The organism is Salipiger sp. PrR007 (genome assembly GCF_010499845.1).
GTDB lineage: Bacteria > Pseudomonadota > Alphaproteobacteria > Rhodobacterales > Rhodobacteraceae > Salipiger > Salipiger pacificus_A.
In genome coordinates this window covers 1-19,213 of the sequence record NZ_JAAGOZ010000047.1, presented here as the reverse complement: position 1 = coordinate 19,213, position 19,213 = coordinate 1, and the positions used below count along the sequence as shown (strand labels likewise).

At 63.8% G+C, this 19,213-nt stretch carries 18 protein-coding genes and 2 pseudogenes; 9 read left to right on the top strand and 11 right to left on the bottom strand.

Translation table 11 applies throughout. The features are described 5' to 3' along the window. Positions 1–24: 24 nt before the first annotated feature. Genes G0Q01_RS18805 through G0Q01_RS18780 form a run of 6 tightly spaced genes read right to left on the bottom strand, consistent with a single transcriptional unit; the run spans position 25 to position 4,393 of the window. Positions 25–351 (bottom strand): phage holin family protein, encoded by a 327-nt coding sequence (locus tag G0Q01_RS18805; RefSeq protein ID WP_164213733.1) that lies wholly within the window; start codon positions 349–351, stop codon positions 25–27. Continuing rightward, a complete protein-coding gene (locus tag G0Q01_RS18800) occupies positions 351–971 on the bottom strand; it encodes a hypothetical protein (RefSeq protein ID WP_164213732.1) in 621 nt (206 codons plus the stop codon). The genes G0Q01_RS18805 and G0Q01_RS18800 overlap by 1 nt, the downstream gene beginning before the upstream one ends. 39 nt (positions 972–1,010) lie before the next feature. Further along, the gene (locus G0Q01_RS18795; protein WP_164196792.1) at positions 1,011–2,051 is read right to left on the bottom strand and encodes a glycosyltransferase family 2 protein; all 1,041 of its coding nucleotides are present in this window, start codon (positions 2,049–2,051) and stop codon (positions 1,011–1,013) included. After that, positions 2,048–2,605, bottom strand: a complete 558-nt coding sequence (locus G0Q01_RS18790) for a class I SAM-dependent methyltransferase (RefSeq protein ID WP_164196793.1) — start codon at positions 2,603–2,605, stop codon at positions 2,048–2,050. Before G0Q01_RS18790 ends, G0Q01_RS18795 begins: the two co-directional genes overlap by 4 nt. Continuing rightward, positions 2,602–3,330: a PIG-L deacetylase family protein gene (locus tag G0Q01_RS18785; protein ID WP_164196794.1), complete on the bottom strand. Its 729-nt coding sequence runs from the start codon at positions 3,328–3,330 to the stop codon at positions 2,602–2,604. Before G0Q01_RS18785 ends, G0Q01_RS18790 begins: the two co-directional genes overlap by 4 nt. Further along, positions 3,317–4,393, bottom strand: coding sequence for an acyl-CoA dehydrogenase family protein (locus G0Q01_RS18780; protein WP_235940266.1), 1,077 nt, complete (start codon positions 4,391–4,393; stop codon positions 3,317–3,319). The genes G0Q01_RS18785 and G0Q01_RS18780 overlap by 14 nt, the downstream gene beginning before the upstream one ends. Positions 4,394–5,101: 708 nt before the next feature. Here G0Q01_RS18780 and G0Q01_RS18775 point away from each other — a divergent pair. Beyond that, positions 5,102–6,352: a sodium:proton antiporter gene (locus tag G0Q01_RS18775; RefSeq protein WP_164196795.1), complete on the top strand. Its 1,251-nt coding sequence runs from the start codon at positions 5,102–5,104 to the stop codon at positions 6,350–6,352. Positions 6,353–6,474: 122 nt separating this feature from the next. On the opposite strand, the pseudogene G0Q01_RS18770 reads toward G0Q01_RS18775, so the two are convergent. After that, positions 6,475–6,814 (bottom strand): annotated as a pseudogene (locus tag G0Q01_RS18770) (PRC-barrel domain-containing protein). Between the two features lie 394 nt (positions 6,815–7,208). On the opposite strand from G0Q01_RS18770, the pseudogene G0Q01_RS18765 reads away from it, so the two are divergent. Further along, positions 7,209–7,555 (top strand): annotated as a pseudogene (locus tag G0Q01_RS18765) (transposase); the annotation flags it as partial. Between the two features lie 352 nt (positions 7,556–7,907). After that, positions 7,908–8,102, top strand: coding sequence for an MHC class I heavy chain (locus G0Q01_RS18760; protein ID WP_164213731.1), 195 nt, complete (start codon positions 7,908–7,910; stop codon positions 8,100–8,102). 30 nt (positions 8,103–8,132) lie between these two features. On the opposite strand, the gene G0Q01_RS18755 is transcribed toward G0Q01_RS18760, so the two are convergent. From G0Q01_RS18755 to G0Q01_RS18740, 4 genes are all read right to left on the bottom strand, one after another. After that, entirely contained in the window at positions 8,133–8,882 is a 750-nt protein-coding gene (locus G0Q01_RS18755) for a hypothetical protein (RefSeq protein ID WP_164213730.1), read from the bottom strand. 520 nt (positions 8,883–9,402) lie between these two features. After that, positions 9,403–10,584, bottom strand: coding sequence for a formaldehyde dehydrogenase, glutathione-independent (gene fdhA / locus G0Q01_RS18750; RefSeq protein ID WP_164196343.1), 1,182 nt, complete (start codon positions 10,582–10,584; stop codon positions 9,403–9,405). A gap of 292 nt (positions 10,585–10,876) precedes the next feature. After that, positions 10,877–12,304 carry an alkaline phosphatase D family protein gene (locus G0Q01_RS18745; protein WP_164196344.1) on the bottom strand — a complete coding sequence of 476 codons (1,428 nt, stop codon included), beginning with the start codon at positions 12,302–12,304 and terminating at the stop codon, positions 10,877–10,879. Positions 12,305–12,445: 141 nt separating this feature from the next. Then, positions 12,446–12,640: a hypothetical protein gene (locus tag G0Q01_RS18740; RefSeq protein WP_164196345.1), complete on the bottom strand. Its 195-nt coding sequence runs from the start codon at positions 12,638–12,640 to the stop codon at positions 12,446–12,448. A gap of 247 nt (positions 12,641–12,887) precedes the next feature. Here G0Q01_RS18740 and G0Q01_RS18735 point away from each other — a divergent pair, with 247 nt between their 5' ends. The 6 genes from G0Q01_RS18735 to G0Q01_RS18710 form a co-directional block, all read left to right on the top strand. Further along, positions 12,888–15,020: a hypothetical protein gene (locus G0Q01_RS18735; RefSeq protein ID WP_164213729.1), complete on the top strand. Its 2,133-nt coding sequence runs from the start codon at positions 12,888–12,890 to the stop codon at positions 15,018–15,020. After that, a complete protein-coding gene (locus tag G0Q01_RS18730; protein ID WP_164196347.1) occupies positions 15,017–16,390 on the top strand; it encodes a toxin-antitoxin system YwqK family antitoxin in 1,374 nt (457 codons plus the stop codon). The genes G0Q01_RS18735 and G0Q01_RS18730 overlap by 4 nt, the downstream gene beginning before the upstream one ends. Next, the gene (locus G0Q01_RS18725) at positions 16,387–16,902 is read left to right on the top strand and encodes a DUF805 domain-containing protein (protein WP_164213728.1); all 516 of its coding nucleotides are present in this window, start codon (positions 16,387–16,389) and stop codon (positions 16,900–16,902) included. The genes G0Q01_RS18730 and G0Q01_RS18725 overlap by 4 nt, the downstream gene beginning before the upstream one ends. A 91-nt stretch (positions 16,903–16,993) precedes the next feature. Continuing rightward, the gene (locus G0Q01_RS18720; RefSeq protein WP_164196349.1) at positions 16,994–17,242 is read left to right on the top strand and encodes a hypothetical protein; all 249 of its coding nucleotides are present in this window, start codon (positions 16,994–16,996) and stop codon (positions 17,240–17,242) included. A 17-nt stretch (positions 17,243–17,259) separates the two neighbouring features. Next, on the top strand, positions 17,260–18,804 hold the full coding sequence (locus G0Q01_RS18715) for a hypothetical protein (RefSeq protein ID WP_164196350.1): 1,545 nt from the start codon (positions 17,260–17,262) through the stop codon (positions 18,802–18,804). A gap of 214 nt (positions 18,805–19,018) precedes the next feature. Further along, positions 19,019–19,213: transposase (locus G0Q01_RS18710; RefSeq protein ID WP_164213727.1), on the top strand; the 195-nt coding region annotated here is incomplete at its 3' end.

Below are 19,213 nucleotides of genomic sequence, written 5' to 3'. Positions count from 1 at the left end.
AACTCTCCTGAAAGTGCGTGCCGACTATCTCTGGCGCGCAGAGCTCACCCGCAAGATGACCCGCTCGTGACGCTCACCAACGAGGGCGACGCCGCCGACGATCACGGCAGACCAGAAAGGATGAATGCCTGCTGCGGTCAGAGCGGCCACCAGCGCGGCCGCAATGACGTTGAGGCCGACAAGTGTGAAGACCACGCCAGCGACAATCACGCCCACCGCCGTCGCGGCACCGTTGAGGTTCTCGCCCAGCTCGGCGCGCGCCAGTTCCATTTCCTTACGCACCAGCGTGGTGACATGTGCGATAATGTTGCTCACCAGATTGGTGGTTCCGGTTGTCTGTTCGGTCGGCATCAAATGTCCTCCGCTTCCGGGCGGTGATACGCTGGGGTGGCAGGGCTCGCCGCGGTCGGTGTTGGTGTAGGTTGCGCCGGAAGATCGCGGGCGCGGGCCGCATCCACAGGGCTGGTCGGTGACGCAGGGCGCGGCGCGGGCTCCGGTGCCGGGCCCGAACGGCCTCCGCTCTTGCCGGCCTTGGCGAAACGCGCGGCGGCAAGACCGAGAACTGCGGCACCGCCGAGATAAGCGATCGGGTTGCGACGCGCGAAGTCCGAAAGGCCGCTTGCCATTTCGCCTAGGTCTTTGTCTCGAATTGACTCCGATGCATCCGCCAGGGTCGTGGCGATCTGCGACATGGTCCGCTCCTGCGGAGAGCCGCTGCGCATCTCCTCGGCGGCTTTGCGAAGCGCGTTCGAGACGTCCGAAACCTCGTCTGCCACATGGCTGCGCTGGTCTTCCTCGAAGCCGCTGGCACGCTCTTTCACTTCCTCTGCCGTATCACGGGCTTTGGTCCGGAGATCGTCGCGCACCTCGCGCGCGGCACTTTCTGCGGCAGGTGTCGTCGGAGTGTCGTTGGAAGGATCGGTCATCCTTGCCTCCTTCGGTTTGCATGGAGCGGCGGTGCGCGCCGTCATTGCCTTTACAACCCGCGACAGTTTGCCGCAGTTCCATCCTTACCGATTATCTTTGCGAGAGGCGCCACGCGTGGCCAAGGGCGCGGCCAGTACCGGGCTCAATGGCGTTAGGCCGGCTAGGTAGCGCCGACGGCTTTCTACACAAGCGAGCAACCGCAAGGCCTCTACGCAGCTCTGAAGAGCCTGAAGATCACCGCGCGCACCTGCCAGGGTGAGACGGGGCGCGACGGCATTGTGCCCAAGGTGACGTGCCACCATCACCTCAAATGGGGCGAGTGCGCTATCTACGCTGCAATCTCCATGACGGAAACGAGCGACGATCTCATCGGCCATGCCCCCGGGAGCACGCCCATCGCGGCGCATGGAGGCCAGCACCACCGCGTTTTCGGCGCGAAGAGGGCGGAATCCGGCTGCGCGCACCCGGTTGATGATGTCGCGGTCTTCGCCGGTTTCAAGAGGGCGGTAGCCGCCGACGCTGCGGTAGGCCGCGCGGCGGAACCCGAGGTTGGCGCCGCCGGCGGTGTTAAGGCCGATACCGTCGGGCCCAGCCGGGTCCATGAGCCGCTCGAACTCCATGGCCAGCGCGGCGAAGGCGTTTTCCTGACGCTGGCGCAGCAGAACGCTCGCGGGAAAGGAGGCAAGCTCCCGCCCGCAGACGTCGATCCGCCCCAGCACGGCGGGCGCGCGTGCCAGTACAGCTTCCATTTCGCGCTGCCAGCAGGGCGCGGGCAGGCAATCTGCGTCGGTCGACAGGAAGACGGTGGCCTGCGGCGCGGCGCGCATGGCGATCCGGTGGCCGAGGCGCCGGGCTCGTCCGACGCCACCACTGGCAAAGGTCGCCTCAACAAGGATCAGCGGACGGCGACGGCTGCGTGCTTGCGCAAGGGTGCGAGCAGCGGTCTCGTCGGTGGTGTTGTTCACGCAAAGGACGATCCCTGCTGGAATGGGAGCATCCTGCGCGAAGAGGTGGGACAGGCAGTCGCCGATGCGCTCTTCTTCGTTACGCGCGGGGACCACGATGACGGTGCCTAATTCGGCGAAGGCGTGCGCATTAACGACCGTAACACTCAGGCGGCTCATGCGGGGCCAGCCGCAAGATCAATGCGGTAATCCGCAGTTTGGCGCTGGCAGGCGAAGCGGCGCCGGCTGGCGGCGCGGTAAAACGCCAGCGCCTCGGCACCTTGCAGGGTGTTACCGCTTGGCCCGAGCCATGTGACGCATAGCACGTCTGCCGTGGGCCATGCCTTATCGATTTGCATGGCGAGGCTGCGGATCCCCGGAGCGTCGAGGAAGTAGAGGATTTCCGACAGCAGGATGAGGTCATGCGCACCGTTCGGTAACGGCGCGGGCAGGAAGCTCCGCAGGAAGCGACCTTGCGGCACCGTACGCTGGGCTGCCTTCAGGGCTGTCTCGACGGCATCGACGCCGGTGTAATGATTGCAGCGGGGCGCGATGTGACGCGCAAGCTCGCCATTTCCGCATCCGAGTTCGAGCGCCGAGCGGTACCCCGCTCGCGGAAGAGCCTCGCAGGTCGCGCGGAACTTCTCTTGTTCGTAGAGGCTGCTGCGGAAGCTCCACGGATCGTCGTCGGCGGCGTAAAGAGCGGTAAGATGGTTGAGAGCCACGGCGGTCATGATGCTAGCTCTTCGAAGAAGATTTCATCGGCTTCGACGAACATTTGGACGAAGGCAGGGTCCAGCTTGAATCCTTCTGAGTCGTCCAAAATGATCTCACCGTGCTGGCTGCGATGCGCCGCGATGGCGCGGGCTTTGCTGCGACGCACGGATGAGGTGTCGAACCGATACTCTTGCATTGGCGCGAGGCGCTGTCGAAAGTCGGGCACCTTCCAGCGCGACCAGACGGGGTAATAGAGCAAACGCGCCCCCGAGAGCCGCGCAGCAAGGCGGGCAATAGCGGCGGTGGCCTGATGGTCGCAATGGGGATCGGTCGGCGCCGTGGCCAGCAACGTGCGCGCCCCAAGCCGGGACATGAGGCAAGCAACGTCTTGGGCGAGCGACAGAAATGGTAGAGCCTGCGAGGTCATCCCTGCATCGGGAAGATCGAGCCTGGTGATGTCCTTCTCGGTGCCTCCGAGCTCTCGTACCGAGACCAACAGTTCATGCGCCCGCAGCTCGGCGCGTCGCTCCGGGGTCCATTGGGTTGAACGGGGGTGCGAGGCCGCACCGTCGGTCATCTGGACCACATGCGCGCCAGTGCTCGCGAACGCATGGGCAAGCAGGCCGCCGCACCCGAGCGCCTCGTCATCGGGGTGCGGTGCAAGCACGACGATCGCGCGCTGCCCGGCCAGTTCTGCGGCGGTGATCTCTCGGGAATTGCAATGATGCTCAGAAGGGATCATCGAGCCACCCCGCAAGCCCGTTCGGCTGTCCGAGCATCGCGCGCCCTGCGCCAAGCATGAAGGCATCACGCGCCGCTTGCCGGAGGTAGCACGCAAGGTCGCGGGCATAGCGTCCGGTGGCATTGTCGTCGGCAAACATGGCAAGCCCTACGGAGCGCTCGGCTGCCGAAATGGTGTCTTGCCCGAGCTCCTCGGTGAGCAACCGTGTGCCAATGGAGATAGTTGCGGCCCGATCGGGCGATCCAGCCCCGGCGGCCCCCTCGGCGATGCGCGCCGCGCGCAGTACCGCAGGCCATGCCAACACTGCTCTAAGTGTCACAGGGGTAAGCCGGTAGAGGTGCCCCTCTGCGGCGAACTGACCGCGCTCGCGCAGGACCGCACTGCAGCGATCCAGCAAGCCCACGATGCCCCCCAGAGAGACAGCCGCTATGCGCCAGGTGCCGCCCGCGAAATGTGGTTCCCTAGTATAGTCGCCGGCAGACCCAAGTGGTTCACCGTCCAGTCCTTCACAGAGGAATGTTCCCGATTGGGATGCCTGCATGCCCACCATGTGCCACGACCCGTGATCGTGACGCTGGCTCTGCGACGCATCAATGACGAAGAGCTGCTGTTCGCTACCTGCACCCGCGGTGACGAACGCTAAATCTACGACCCCAAGCCCGGATGCAAAACGTTTAGCCCCAGAGAGCCTGCCACCGCCGGTTGCCGAGACAGGGGTTGATGGCACATCTGCTCCCCAAACACCTAATATGGTTCCATTTGCCGCTTCCGCCTCAATCTTGCACTTGAACGCTGCCTTGCCATAGCTTCTGGCAAGTTGCAGAGCATTGGCATGACCTTCAACGAGTCGCGCAATTGAGAGATCCTCACGAGCAGTATCGCGAAGAGCCAGAGCGAGAGTTTCCGGAAGAAGATCAACCTTGGAGATCGCTGCAGTGAGTTGCCGGACTACATCCTCCTTGGATGCTCCCTTTCTGAGAGCTCTCAGCGCAACAGCAACAGGCCCGTCGCGTTCTGGTCCCTCGCCAAACGACTCAGAGCACCGTGTCAATTCTCTCTCCAAGGCAAGGCCTCCTGAATGAGCTACACCTCAAACGTAGATCAGGAGCCAGGGTTCCCAACGGTTTTGGAACTCCGGCTTATCTCATTTCGTATGTCATGAAACATTGCAGAAATTTAGATTATCCTGACCTCTGCCCGTCCCAGTAGATTCCATTCGATTTCTTAGATATTCAAACCTTCGGATTTCACGAATTTGATGTGGCTTGTTGCTCTGTACAGCTTGATCCCGTTTTCGAAACAGGCTCCATCTCCATGGATGGTCTTCTCAGGGGTCCTGGGCATAACTCCAAAAACTTCCCGCATCGCTGCCTTGGCGATTTCGGGAGCTTTCCGGACTTGAGCGCAAATCGGGGGACGGGATCCCGGCGGCGCTTCGAGCGATACAATCGGAGTATAAAGAATTTTGTCGCATCGAGGATGGACAGATCACAGCCGTGGTCCTGAGCGTGGGCGCCATCCTCGGAATCGGCGAAAGGAATATCGCGGTCGACTATGGCCAGTTGGACATCCAGTATGACGCCAACGCGATCCAGCTTGTCATGACGCATGAGGAGGCTGAGGCCGGGAGAAGGCAACCCCAAACGCTGCTACCAGTTCATCTCAGGCTCGTTCTCGTGGAAAGAAATGAGGCAAGAGGCTCGCTTGGCGGGACACGAATGGGCTCCTGAGGCGTTCATGACAATGCGATGCCTCACTCAGGACCCCCTCGATGACCTCCGAGCCTTTTTTCGAGCTTGCGCCCTATCACCTCACGCTGGCGATCGGCGGGCTTATCGTCATCCTTGCGCAATGGCTGCCGCGCCTGGTCTCCCGGCGAGAACCCGCAGCGGCGCCTTTGATGATCCTCTTCGGGGCCGGGGCAGCGCTGCTGTTTCCTGGCGCCGCGCCGATGCCCGATCCGCGGCAGAGCCCGCTCCCTTGGGAGCTGATGAGCGAGATGGCGGTGATTGTCGCCCTCTTCGGTGCGGGCATGCGCATCGACGAGCTCGGAACCTGGCGGCGCTGGCGCCCCACCTGGCGGCTCTTGGGGATCGCCATGCCGCTGACGATCATGGCTGTGGCTTGGCTCGGCACCGGGCTTGTCGGACTGACGCTGGCGGGGGCGATCCTGTTGGGAGCAGTGCTGGCGCCGACCGACCCGGTACTGGCCTCCGACGTGCAGGTAGGCCCGCCGCAGCAGGGTCAGGAGCATCCCGTGCGCTTTGCCTTGACCACCGAGGCGGGGCTGAACGACGGGCTGGCGTTCCCCTTTGTCTACCTTGGCCTGCTCGTCGCGGCAGAAGGGCTGACACCGGCGACATGGGGGGCCGAGTGGCTGCTGCGGGACGTGCTCTACCGGACCGTGGTCGGGGCGGGGGCCGGCTGGCTCGGCGCGCGGCTGCTGGGGATCATTCTGTTTTCAGTCCCGCGCGGCGCGGTTTTGGCCGACACCGCCGCCGGCGTGCTGGCACTGGCAGGCATCGTGCTCTGCTACGGCTCGACCGAACTTGTCGAGGGCTACGGCTTCATCGCAGTTGCAGTCATGGGGCTCACGCTTCGCCGGGTGGAGAGGGACCATGTTTTTCACCGCCGGTTGCACGGCTTCTCGGAGAGCATCGAACATGCACTGACGGCGGTGCTGTTGGTGGCTCTGGGCAGTGCCCTGCCGCGCCTCTTTGCGGACCTGACCTGGACGCATCTTGTCGTGGCGCTGCTCCTGCTGCTGATCGTCCGGCCGCTGGCGGGTTGGCTGGCGCTTCTGGGCACGGGCATCGGCTGGCGCGACCGAGCCGTGATGGCCATATACGGTGTGCGGGGGATCGGCTCGATCTACTACCTCGCCTATGCGGCGAGCCATGTGGAATTTGCTAATGAGGCCGAAATCTGGTCGTTGGTGTCGCTAGTGATCGTTCTGTCGACGGTGCTACACGGCTTCAGCGTAGGGTGGGCGGTGGACCGGCTCGACGAGGGCGAGGGCTGATGAGTTGCCTTGGATGACACCTCGCAGTGTAGCGCGTCTCTCAAACGGGCAGCATTCAAGAATGCCAGGGCCCGGTCTCGCGGCCGGGCCCACGCGTTTTCTGCTCCTGGTTGGGGGTCTATTCAAACCCAGTAGTTTGGCACGCCGTAGTAGTCGTGCGTGCGGGCCTCCCAGTCGCGGTTGCGGTGCCAGTCGTCCCGTCGCGCCCTCCAGCTGCTCGGACGTGATGTCGGTCACATAGCCGCCACGGCTGGTGTCGTAGCTCAGCTTGACCCAGGGGATCGGGTGGTGGTCTTCACCCATCCCCAGAAAACCGCCGAAGCCCATCACCGCCTAGGCCACCTTGCCGCTCGCCTTGTCGATGGTGAGGTGGTCGATCGTGCCGATGTGCTCGCCGGTGCGGTAATAGACCGCCGTGCCGTTGACCTTGTTGGACGAAATCATTGTCGAGTTCTCATGCATTGTGACATCTCCTCCTGATGTGTCCGGTAAAACGGGCAGGTAGGGCGCAATGTTCCGGCGCATTCTCGGATGGATGGCGGGCGAGAGCGCCTTTTCGCCGAAGCTGTCAAGGGCAGGGAAGCGGCGCGCCTCCACCCGGAGCGGCTGCTTTCTATGGCCCCCATAGCCCGACGTTTGATTGACGCTCAGTCGGCAAATGGGCGCGGGTTCGCCGCAGCCCGTGTTCAAAAACCATCGTTTCTGCCGCGCACCGAAAGTTGCCGTTCGTCGAAGGTCGGCTTTGTCCGCCGTTGAGGAGTACAGCGCCGGTTCGGCGGGTGGTCATGCTCCTCGAACCGGGTGTCAGTACTGACCGCAGCGATCGGGCCTTCCGAGCCCACTCCTACCAGTGCTTGGTCGCCTGATTGGTCGAACCAAAGGCGGTATGAACACCAAGCTGCACGCCATCTGCGCACGGGCGCTGCTCAGTCGCCTACCAAACGTCAAATGGCTACTCGGGGATCGTGGCTATGACGCTGACTGGTTCAGAGAAGCGTTGCAGGACAAAGGATACGCGCCTGCATCCCAGGCCGGAAGAAACGCAAGACGCCGGTCAAATATGACAAGCGCAGATACAAGCGGCGCAACCGCATCGAGATCATGTTCGGCAGGCTCAAGGACTGGAGGCGCGTCGCGACCCGCTATGACCGATGCCCCAAGGTGTTCCTCTCAGCCATCGCCCTCGCGGCTCTCGTCATTTACTGTCCTGACCCTAGCAAAACTGTAAGCAGGAAACACAGCTTACTGATGTGGCATGAAGGCCCTGAGACCCAGTATCAGACCTCGCGATCTAGCGGCTTCGCGCGAACCTTGGAAGCGTATATAAAACATAATTATCCTTACGCGCATAAGAACAAATGACGAACACGTGACTTGCCACGCCCCACTTTGGGCATTTACTCAAAGGTCATACCTCGCGCAGAAGCTAGCGTAATCTGCCTGAGGTTGAAATCTCCCCTTGCCGAGATCGGGTCTTATCGCCGACGTTGGAAGAAAGCAGAACACTGCTGCAGGCAAGACATCGAGCGACGGCATCACTGCGCTGGAGGAAGACATGTCAGCCGAATGGACCAACATTCACATCATGGAATGCGAAGACGAAGTCGGCCACGCCGTCACCGTGTTTCGGCAATCTGATGGAACCCACCAACGCTATGTGCTCGGCAACGGGCGCAAGGTCGAGGCGAACGCGGATGGCACCTTCGTCATCCCGGAGTCCGCCACCGAATTGCGGGTCATGGGCATCTAGCAAGGTCTGCAGCGCGGGCCCGGAGCACGGCTAAGCAGCTAGCTTTTTCCGGGTTCGTGCTGCGAGGCCGCGCATGACTTGCTCGAAATCGCCCTCAGAAAAACGTGCGACCCCGTTGTGAGCGGCGCAGACGGACTTCGTGCCAGACCATCGCGCCCCGATTTCCTCGAGCCAGCGGCAGAACCTCTCAGCTGCGCCGTCCTCGGCATTCATCGCCGCCCCTAGCGTGGGATGCAGGACGAGCCGCGGTATGTACCCGCGCAGAGCCTCTGGCACAGGCAGAACATTCAGCGTGTCGTCAACGTGGAGCGATCCGCTGGCCGGGTGAAAGGCCAAGAGCGAGCCTGCGTGCACCTTCTCGTTTTCGGAGAAGTACTGGATGCCTTGCGGCAGCGAAAATTGCAGGTCTCGAGAGTACTTCTCTGCCACCACTGCGCTTTCCACGCGCTCGGTTTCCCAGGGCACCGAGGGGCAGACACGATGATGCCGCTCCGAGCCATAGAATTTCGCTGCCGGAAAATCCCGTGCCATGGCGGCGCAGTGCAGCGTGTGGAATGGATGAAGATTGAGGACCGCTTCCACCAGACTTCCATCCTGCGTCAGCTCCATGACGAGGTCGCGGATTTCCCCATTTAGCGTGTAGCTGTCGAGAAATACGAAACGGCCGCTCTGTAGCCGAACGATCGAGACCTGCGTCCCGACGTTGACGATTCCGGCCAGCTTCATGGTGCAACGGACATTCCAGAAACCGCTCCCGAGGTTCACCAACCTGCGCGTCATCGCTCTCTTCCCATGTAAACTGGTACGACTTTCCATCGCGAGTTTTTTGCGGAGGTAGCGCGATAGACACCTTCGACGAGGCGCGCGTGAGGCGCGCCGGGTGAGGTGACAGTCTTGTGCAGGCACTGAAGTCCAAGAGGTGACCAGACTGAACTGGCAGTAAATCGCCGCAACTTATGGCCATTGGGAGCAAGCGAACAGAGATTGGGGGCTGATCGCAACTTGTTGTGCCGAGGCCCCTGCCCTCTACCACAAGATAATCTTGTCTCGCCGCAAGGCCGCTCAGGTCCCGGCGCTGCCTTTGCCAAGCCGCGCTTTGCTGCATGTGCATTCGGCTGATGCCAGCCCTCAGCGGACGGGCGTATCGGTGGCAGGGCTGTGATGCTGGTGGTGAAAGTCGAGATCGTCGCGTTCCCAAGAACCGGCACCCGTGAAAGATTTCCCGCGCAGCCTTAAGCAAAACGCAGCAGATGAGATGACCGCCGCTCCTTGGGGCGGCGGGCCGGCGACTGACCAAGGGTCAAGACGCGAGCATACCGTGCGGATCGAGGACGAACTTCTTCGCGACACCGCTGTCAAAGCTCTTGTAACCCTCCGCAGCCTGGTCCAGCGGCATGATCGTCGCGTTGACGATGTCCGCGATCGGCAGGCGGTCGTGCAGGATCGCCTGCATGAGCTGGCGGTTGTATTTCAGCACGGGGGTTTGACCGGTGTGGAAGCTCTGCGCCTTTGCCCAACCCAGACCAAACCGCATCGAGAGGTTGCCGGATTTGGCCGCGTCGTCCACCGCGCCGGGATCTTCGGTGACATAGAGCCCGGGAATGCCGATGCCGCCCGCGACGCGGGTGATTTCCATCATCTGGTTCAGCACGATGGCCGGTTGCTCTCCTCCCGAATGACCGCGCGCCTCGAAGCCGACCGCGTCGATCGCCGCATCCACCTCGGGAGAGCCGGTGATCTCCGCGATCATCTCCGGCAGGTTGTCGCCCTTGGAGAGGTCGACCGGGGTGAAGCCAACCTTGGCCGCGTGGTCGAGACGCTCCTTGTTGAAGTCACCGATCATCACCACCGCGGCGCCGAGAATGCGTGCCGAGGCTGCCGCCGCAAGGCCCACGGGGCCCGCGCCCGCGACATAGACGATAGAGCCGACGCCGACGCCCGCCTGCAGGGCTCCGTGGAAACCGGTGGGCAGAATGTCCGAGAGCATGGTCAGGTCGCGAATCTTTGCCAGCGCCTGGTCTCTGTCCGGGAACTTCAGCAGGTTGAAGTCCGCGTACGGCACGGTGACATAGCGGGCCTGGCCTCCGATCCAGCCGCCCATGTCAACGTAGCCATAGGCCCCGCCCGCGCGTTCCGGGTTCACCGTCAGGCAGACGCCCGTGTCCCCCTCGCGGCAGCACCGGCAGCGGCCGCAGGCCACGTTGAACGGAACCGAGACGATATCCCCGACCTTCAGCATTTCGACATCCGACCCGATCTCGATCACCTCCCCTGTGATCTCGTGGCCCAAGACGAGGCCCGGCTCGGCGGTCGTACGCCCGCGAACCATGTGCTGGTCGGAGCCGCAGATGTTGGTCGAGATAACCTTCAGGATAACCGCGTGCGCGAGTTTGCGCCCATTTGGGGCCTGAAGTTTCGGATCCTCGATTTTCTGAACCTCGACGGCCCCCGGACCGGTGTAAACAACCCCGATATTGCTCATGTGCGTCTCCTCCATAGATCTTGCACGGGCGAGGCGCCGCATGTCGGCATGCCAAGGGACGCAGGGCCTCGTTCGCAGGATGCTATCTTTGGCGCGTTGGATCACATGGCGGGAAGCGACATCGCCACGGACGCCAGCGACAGCGCGATTTTTCGCGACCTGCCGGGCGAGAGCCAGCGCTACTGCGACATTCGTGCAAGACGCAGCAGAACGCCAGGCTCCGGCACGAAGGGCGGGAGGACTAAGCCGCTGCGCGGCATTGGTGCGCTTGGCTGATGTTGCGGCCCGGCGCTCAGAGGGGCAACGGATCCGTGGTTCCGCTCTCTTCGAATTCCCAAGTCGCGATCCAGGCGTCTGCCTTGCGCTCGAGCATCAGATAGTTCCGCTCGGCCACGTAGCGCGACGCGTGCCCCGGTGGGCGCTCGATGCGGATCGGATGCCCACTCAGTGGCGACTCACCCAGCCATGACAATGTGCCCAGCAGGTTGGCCCAGGCTTTCGGCGGTGCGCGGTGCGCGACTCCTGAGGCGACCAGCTGCTGGATCCGCTGGCCCTGACCGAGATCCATGCTCCCACGCGTCGCGAGGTGGATCTCTCCCGACACCACCGTAAGGCTTTGTCCGTCCTGCAGCGCCATGGAGCGGACGAGCCGCAGCATTCGGCGCCACTCCGCGCGATGGGCGCGGCTCTGCCACTGGTCGCGAAGATCGTCCTCGTATTTCTGCATGCTCGGCACCATCACCATCAGCGCCTCGAGGATCGACAGCCGTGGCCCCAGGAGGGGAACACTCGACATGAGAAACGTATGCCCGGGTGCCGGCCGCTTCGCCTCCTCCTCCATCATCTGCCAGCCGCCTTGCCCCATGACCGCGCGGCGGCTTCGCTCGGAGCGCAGATCCGGAGCGACAATCCGCAACCCTGGGGTGCGCACGGCCCAGCCGAGGTGCTGACCATCCTCGTCAGCAAAGCGGCCGGGCAGATCGCCATCGACTGCAGCATGCTGGAAAATAAGGAAGCTCTCTCTCGCGGCCGAGAACAATGTCTGACCCACGCCGGAATGCGTCTTGGACGATGACAGGGATCCCCAGCCATCGCAGATGTCGTGATCGTCCCATTGCATGAGCGACGGCACACGCGCGGCGAGCCAGGAAAATTCCGGCGAAGCATAGAGCGTCGCATAGCGCTCGAAGAAAGCTTCCCTCAGATTCTCACGGAGATCGGCCAATTCCTCGTGCGACGGGTCCTCTGGGATGTCGTCCGGCCAGTCCTTGCTGAGGGCGTGCCCCTCGGTGACCTCATCTGCATACACCTGGTCGCCGCCATGAAGCAGAAGTGCGAACTCCTGCGCCTGATGGTCGTCCCTTAGGCGAGCCCACATGGCGTTCCGCTCGGAGCCTTCGCGGAGCAGGTCTCCGATCTCTTCCCCGTTACACGATACGTAGGCGATGCGGGGCTTGCCCGAGAAATCGCAGCACACTGGATAGCGGGTGCCGTTCCACTCGTATTCCGACCGGCCGCCAAGAGGAAGGTCGAACCGCACGCGCCAGACAGTCGCCTGGTTGAACTCTGTTAGGCGCCTAGCGGGAAAGCATACCCCGTCTACCCTCACTTGAGGGACCAAGACGCCTCTCGGAGCAATGAAGAGCGCCGCGATCTTGACCGAGGTGTCGTCGATATCGTCCAGGAACAGGATCGGGCCGGTGATGGGTGGTGAGCTCATGGTCTCGTAGATAGGAGCCGATCAGCCGCACACTAGATGCCGGCACATCCGATAGGCCGGTACCCGCTCTTGCCGCCCGCGCCAACGGTAGTGATCGGCCGGAGCCAATCCAAAGTGAGGTGGTCGCACCTCTTCGCGGCGTCAAGCGTGGCGCGGCCCCAGCAGCAGGGTGCCGAAGAGCGCGGTCATGTCGGCCGGGCGCTGCATGCGGGTGACCACCGGGGCGCCGTCCTTCGTGGCCTCGACCAGCTCGAACCCGCCCCAGCGGATGCAGTCCTTCGTCAGCGGCAGATCCCGGAAGACGCCGTGGCGGATGTGCGGCCCTTCGGCCTGCACGTCCAGCGTCTAGTCACCTGCAGACCGCCAGCGCCGTTTATCGTGATTTCGCTGATGAAGCTGCGGATGTGTTCATCGGCATGAAGCGATGCTGCGGACAGGAGGATGAAGAAGAGGGCGGGGAGGATGCGGAACGGAAACCGCTTGCCACCATCCTATGCCCGGCAATAATCCGAGCATAACCAATGGCCTGGGTTCACATCCGGAACCTGTCTGTTAGCGTCGCGCTGACTCACAAGGGGGATGGATGACCTATCGAACACTCGGGCTGGGCCCGATCCTTGCTCTGATCAGCGGTGCCGCTTATGCGGAAACGGTGACCTTCGATCCACAGCCCGGCGCGGCGCGCACCTGGCGGATGGAGATGTCCGTCCGCCCAGGCCGCGAGGGCGAACCACCGGACTATAGCTATGCCACCCAGCGCATCTCGTCGCTGACCAGAATGCAAGTCGTCGATGCGCAAACGCTGCACATCCTGCCGCTATGGTTTCAGACGGTGGTCGCAGGCGAAACCTACGGCACCCAGGGGCCGCTTCCCGACAACATGCGGCAGGCCATGGCGGATGGATTTGATGCCACGCTGAACGCCGGGATCATCACCGAAGTTACGCCGCACGGGACCGTAGATGTCCCGCAAGAGATGTTGACGGGGCTTAGCCAGCAGTTCGGTGCCGTCTTGCCCCCCGCCCGTCTCGAGGCAAGGGAGGGCTGGAGCACGACCATCGCGGATTTCTCGGGCGTGCCGGACGTCATGGTGACGGTAACCCATGTCACGGATGACAGCCTGTTCCTGCGGTATTCGGGCGATGATGCTTCGTTTCGCCTCGCGGGGGTTGCGGTGCTGGATCGAGACGAGGGCTGGCTGCGCCGTATCGTCATGACAACCGATCAGAAGGCCGATGACGGCACCACCCTGCGTACCACCCTGGCGATGGCACCGCAGGATTATCCCTTCCCGCTCCATGCTGATTACACTTTTGAAACGCCTGACTGGCAGACCATGCCCGACAGTTTTCCCGCGACGGAGCCGCTCCCGACCGAGGACGATATCTTCCCGCACGATCGGGGGCGCGTGCGCCTGGAGAACGACCTGCTGTCGCTGGATTTCACCCACCTGCATGAGATCATGGCCAATACCGGGCGCTTGGTGCTAAGCGGTCCGCAAGTGTTCCGGGGCGATCGGCCGGTCGACATGCCGATGCTGGCACTGCCGCCCATCACCCTGCCGAACTATCACGAGGAAGATGGCGATCCGTCCTTCACCTCTACCCTCCTGATCCCGACAGAGCAGAAGCAGATCTTACCTGATGTGCTAGAGGCGACCGAGATCCGGGCGAAGGTGGCGTGGTATCCGGCGACGCCCTTCACGATGACGCTGACCCCCGACGAGTCCGGCTATGCCGAGGTGACTAAGAACGGCGCCACCGCGACGCTGTCGCCAACCGACGAGGGGTTCGACCTGATCCTGTCGGGGCGTGAGGGCGACGACTTCATGTGGGCCGTGGACGCAGAGACGGACGCGGGCAGCATGATCTATGCCGCCGATCGCGGGCCGGGCTGGCTGACGCCGGCCGAAAGCCTTGCCCGCCGCATCGCCTCTCCCGATTACAGCGGTATCCGGGTGGCGATCCAGACGGACGCATCCGCGCCCACGCTGTCCGTGCGGGTGAACCGCCACGCCGACACTCCCGCCGCCACGCGCGAGATGACGTTCCAGACCGACAACGGACGGCGCACGGACCCTGACCGGGCCCCCGACAAAGTGCTGCTGTTCAAGGGCGACCCGCCGCCGCGCCTGGAAGATGTGCGCCCCGAGGGGCTGGATGTCGCCGCGCTGCACTTCCGCATGGGCAGCCTTCAGGCCGCACGCTGCTCCGCAAAGTTCGCGCTGCCGCAAACGGAGGCGGTCTTTGCCGAGGCCACCCCGAACACCGATGGCTACGGCGGCACCCGTCTGTTGCAGATGCAGACGCCCGATGGCATCCGCACGCATTTCTATGAACACGGCACGCAGGACGTGACTCTGACCTGCGACGCCACCGTGACCTGGGAGGACGCCGAGGCGCAGCCTGATCCCGACCGCCCGTGGCGGATCGACTTCGAGGCGCTGGATATCTCGCCCGAGCTGACCTACGCGCAACTGATCGACCAAATCCGCTTCGTGGACGCCCATGGCGACGCGCTGGCGCTGGTCACCCCTAACGGGCGGGGCCTGGCGCTGTCCGACAAGATCAACTGGGCGATCTTCCCGGATGGCACGCTGCGGGTCGCAGGCACGCCCGCCCGCATCCTGCACGCCGTCAGCCGCCCCGATCCCTTCACCCGCAGCTTCACCGTGACCTTCCCCGACCTTCCCGTGCCGGAGGAGGCGCCGCAATGATCCGCACCGCAGCCCTGCTTCTCTGTCTCGCGACGCCCGCCTTCGCCCAAGTCGCAGATGGCGTGCAGAGGGACTTCTACGACGACGGCACGCTTGCGCGGGAAATCACGCGCAGCGGTGGCGAACTGGATGGTCCCTGGCGGCTCTATTACCCCTCTGGGCAGCTGGAAGAGGAGCAGTTCTATGTCGCGGGCCGCATAGATGGGGTCGAGCGAAAATTCCACGAAAACGGCCAGCTTGCCGCCGAAGTACACTGGACCGATGGAGAGCGCGACGGCGACTTCCGCGACTATGACCGTGATGGCAACCTGACTATGCAGGGCGCTTATGACATGGGGAAACCCGTCGGGCCGCATATCGAGTTCTGGCCATCCGGAGCGCGCCGTTCCCTGCGGCATTTCGACGATGGACGCGAGGTGGGCCTGTCGCGGCGCTGGTCGCGCGAGGGCGTGCTGACGCGCGAGGCCGAATACAGCGATGCGGGCGACTTCCTGCGCGAACGGCGCTGGAAGGACGACACGCTGATCTTGGTGCGCGAACCCGTGCAGGTCGATGGCCATGGATGGGGCGAGAAACTGACGGAATACGAGGGGGACTTCACCGAAACAGACATCAGGGCCGAGGGCTATCGCCTGACCACCCGTCACCTGAAGGACGAACTGATCGACCGGTCAGAGGTGATCGACGGCCAGATGCAGGGGCTCTACATCAGCACGGACCCGATCCAAGGCGACGTGACCCGCTTCACCTATGTCGACAACCAGCCCGACGGGCTCTTCACCCGCACATGGAACGGCAAGGTTCTGGACCGGGGCATGTACGACCGAGGCAAGCGTGTCGGCGAATGGCGGCGAGAAGAGACGACGCCTTTAGTGGAACTGGAGACCTACGACTCCCAGGGGCGGCTGGACGGCGAACAACGCACTCTGGGCTTGGACGGAAAGGTGCGGATGCGCGTGACCTATGCCGCCGGAACGCTGGACGGGCCGTATGAATCCTTTGCCCCCGCTGGCGAGATACTCGAAGTGGGGCAATACGACATGGGCCAAAAGACCGGCCCGTGGCAGGAGATCTCCGGGAACCTCGAGGACCTCCACTCCGGCAGCTACGCCGAAGACAAGCGCGACGGGCGCTGGACCATCATCGGCGCAGATGGTCATCCGGCCGACGTCCTCCACTATGACATGGGCGAGGAAGACGGATTGCATTACATTTTCGCCCGCGACGGTGCGGTGGACGAGGTGCAGGCCTGGCGCGACGGCGTCCGTGACGGCTACACCACCTACTATCAGGATGGCCGCCCGGTCGTGCGCGATCTGTGGCAGGACGGCTCGTTGATCCGGACCGACCTGCCGGTGGGGCCGGAATGACGTTCGGTCGAGCTCTCCGCACCTGCCTGCGCAAGTTCATCCGCTTCGGCGGACGGGCCTCTCGCGCGGAATATTGGTTCTTTGTGCTGGCCCTCGTGATCGCGACCTGGGTCACCGGGGCGCTGGATTACATCCTCTTCGACGGTCGGCATCCTCTTGGCGTGTTCCTTGTCGTCGTCACCATCCTGCCAATGACATCGGCGGGGTGGCGGCGGTTGCACGACGTGAACCGGCGCGGCTGGTGGCTGCTGTTGCCGGGCATCGCGTCGCTGATCTTCCTCGTCGGTGCCTTCGCCGTTCGCGGCCTGACCGCGCAGCCGATGGCGGAGATCCCCACCTTCGGCAACTCCGAAGGCTGGATCTACACCATCATGCTGGGGTTTCCGGCGGTGTCGCTTGTCTCGACGATCTGGCTCGTCGTGCTGCTGGCGCGAAAGGGCGACCCGCATGACAACCGCTTCGGTCCCGCGCCGCAGGACGGCCAGGGGGGGATGGAATGGGTGATCCACTGACGGAAACGGGCCTGCCGGCCAGCCTCGACACAGCCGCCATTGCACGGGATCGGCTGACGGCCGACACCCTGCGCCCGATTTGCAGTCCGACATGATCCCCGTCGCACAGGGTGGGCTGACCCTCCTGCTTCGCGGCTGGCAGGGGATCGCGGTGATCGGCGTCATCGCCCTGGCCTTCGCGCACACGGACGGGCAACGACGCCCGTTCTTTCGTCGCCATAGGTTTCTCTACGGCCTGATCTGGCCGATCGTCGCGCCGGTGGTGGGCGCCTACCTGCTGCTGACGATGGCAGGGATGGCGGCAGTGCTCTGGATGTGGATCAATGGTGATTTCGGCTGACCATGAAAGGAATTCCCATGCGCTTAGTCGTCGTAATCGCACCGCTGCTCTGGGCCGGCCCGGCCCTTTCCGAACCCGTGATCTTCCGGCCAGACCCGGAGAGCACGCGAAGTTACAGCCTGTCCGTGGGTGACGAGGCGCGCCCGCTGGCCTTCGACGCGCTCTATGGCCGTTGTCTCGACGCTTACCTGGACGTGACGGCGACGGAAGACGCGGTTCACACGATCCAAACGCGCGTGGAGCTGCGGGAGGATGGGGAATACACCAGCTCTTCAGCGCCAAGGCAGTGGTCGGACGCTCTAACGGCCCTGCAACGGGCGGGCTATGACACGACGATCGCCCGCGACCATGCGGATCGCAACTTCGCCAGTGCCGCGCCCGAGGTGGAACGGGGCGCCGGTGCCAAGGCCGGGCTCCTGCACGCCGCCCTCTCAGATCCCTTCGCCAGCCCCGCCTTCCCGATCACGGTCCAGGCCGAGGACGGCTGGACCACCACCCTGCCGGAACTTGGCAGCTACCGGAACGTCGATGTGCGCGTGACAGGGGTGACCGACACGGAGGTGCGCGTTGCCTTCGCTGGGGGTGTCGGGCCAGACACCGCCCCCGATGCCAATGATCCCCGCCGCTGGCGCACGCGCGGCCACCGTATCGCCGGGCTCGCCGTTCTGGATCGCGCCGACGGATGGGTAATTCGCCAGGTGGTCACGCGGGAAACGACGCTGATGGTCGATGGGCAGCAACTGCCCTCCCGTCGTACGACCGTCCTGACCCCACTGGTGGACCGGCAGGCAAGTTTCGCCCCCGAAGGCAGCCACTGGCCCCGCGACATCGACAAAGTGACAGCGCCAGCGGATCTGCCCCCCGCGACGACGGACCAGATATTCGGAGACGCGCCGACATTCGAATTTTTCGGCGCGCCCGCCATTCTGGCCATCCCTGCGGACCTGAGGAGCTTCGTCCAGGCTGGAAGGATGACTTTTAGCGACCTGCGCCTGTTCGACGAGGCCGGAGAGCCGGTCGACATCCGCACCCATGTCGGTCCCGTCTATGCCCAGCCGGATTTCGGCTATCCCGACAGCCTGAGATCCGCCGCGCTGGTGACGCCGAATGTGATCGGCCCCGTCATGCTGGACCAGATGTCCCGCATCACGGCCGAGTTCGCCTGGTATCCCTCCACGACCCAGCTCATCGAGATGACGGCGGATGAGAACGGGCGCGCTTCGGTCGACAGCAATTGTGTGCGGGCCCAACTATATCCCGGGGACATGCGAGGCACCTACATACTGCGCTACAGTGGACAGAAGGATGACCTGATCACTTGGTCGGCGCCGGAAGAGCTTTCGGGGCAGGCCGCGCTCTATGCCCATGACCGCGGACCCGATTGGCTGTCACCCGCAGAAAGCCAGGTCCGCATGTTCGCCGCCGAGCACCCCGAGGGGCAGACCCTGGTTCTGCACACCGAAACCGCGCCGCAGGCCATTCGGATCCGGCTCGACCGTCCGGCCGAACAGCCGCAGGTACGCCGGGAAATTAACTTCGCGCCCCGCGAGTACGGTCGCTGAGCAGGCCTCCGGGGTCTGTGGCAGTCACCTCGGGCGCATGCTGATCCAGCCGCGAGTGGCCGGTATACGACTTTGCCATCGGTGCTGACTACGCAACTACGCTCTGCCAAAATGACGCCTCAGGGCTCGGTGCCGCCGTGCGGAGGTGCGAGGTGGTCCCTGAAAATCGGACACTTTGCTAAGCTTGCCGCCAACGATGGCGAGGAAGAACAGCGTGGCTGGCAAACGAAAGACTTACGGCGCCGAGTTCAAGGCGAAGGTGGCGCTTGGGGCGATCCGTGGCGAGCTGACGGTCGCCGAACTGGTGGCAAAGCACGGCGTGCATCAGACCCTCATCAACACCTGGAAGCGGCAGGCGCTCGAGGGCATGTCCGCAATCTTCTCCGGCAAGGCCGAGGCGAAGGCGGCC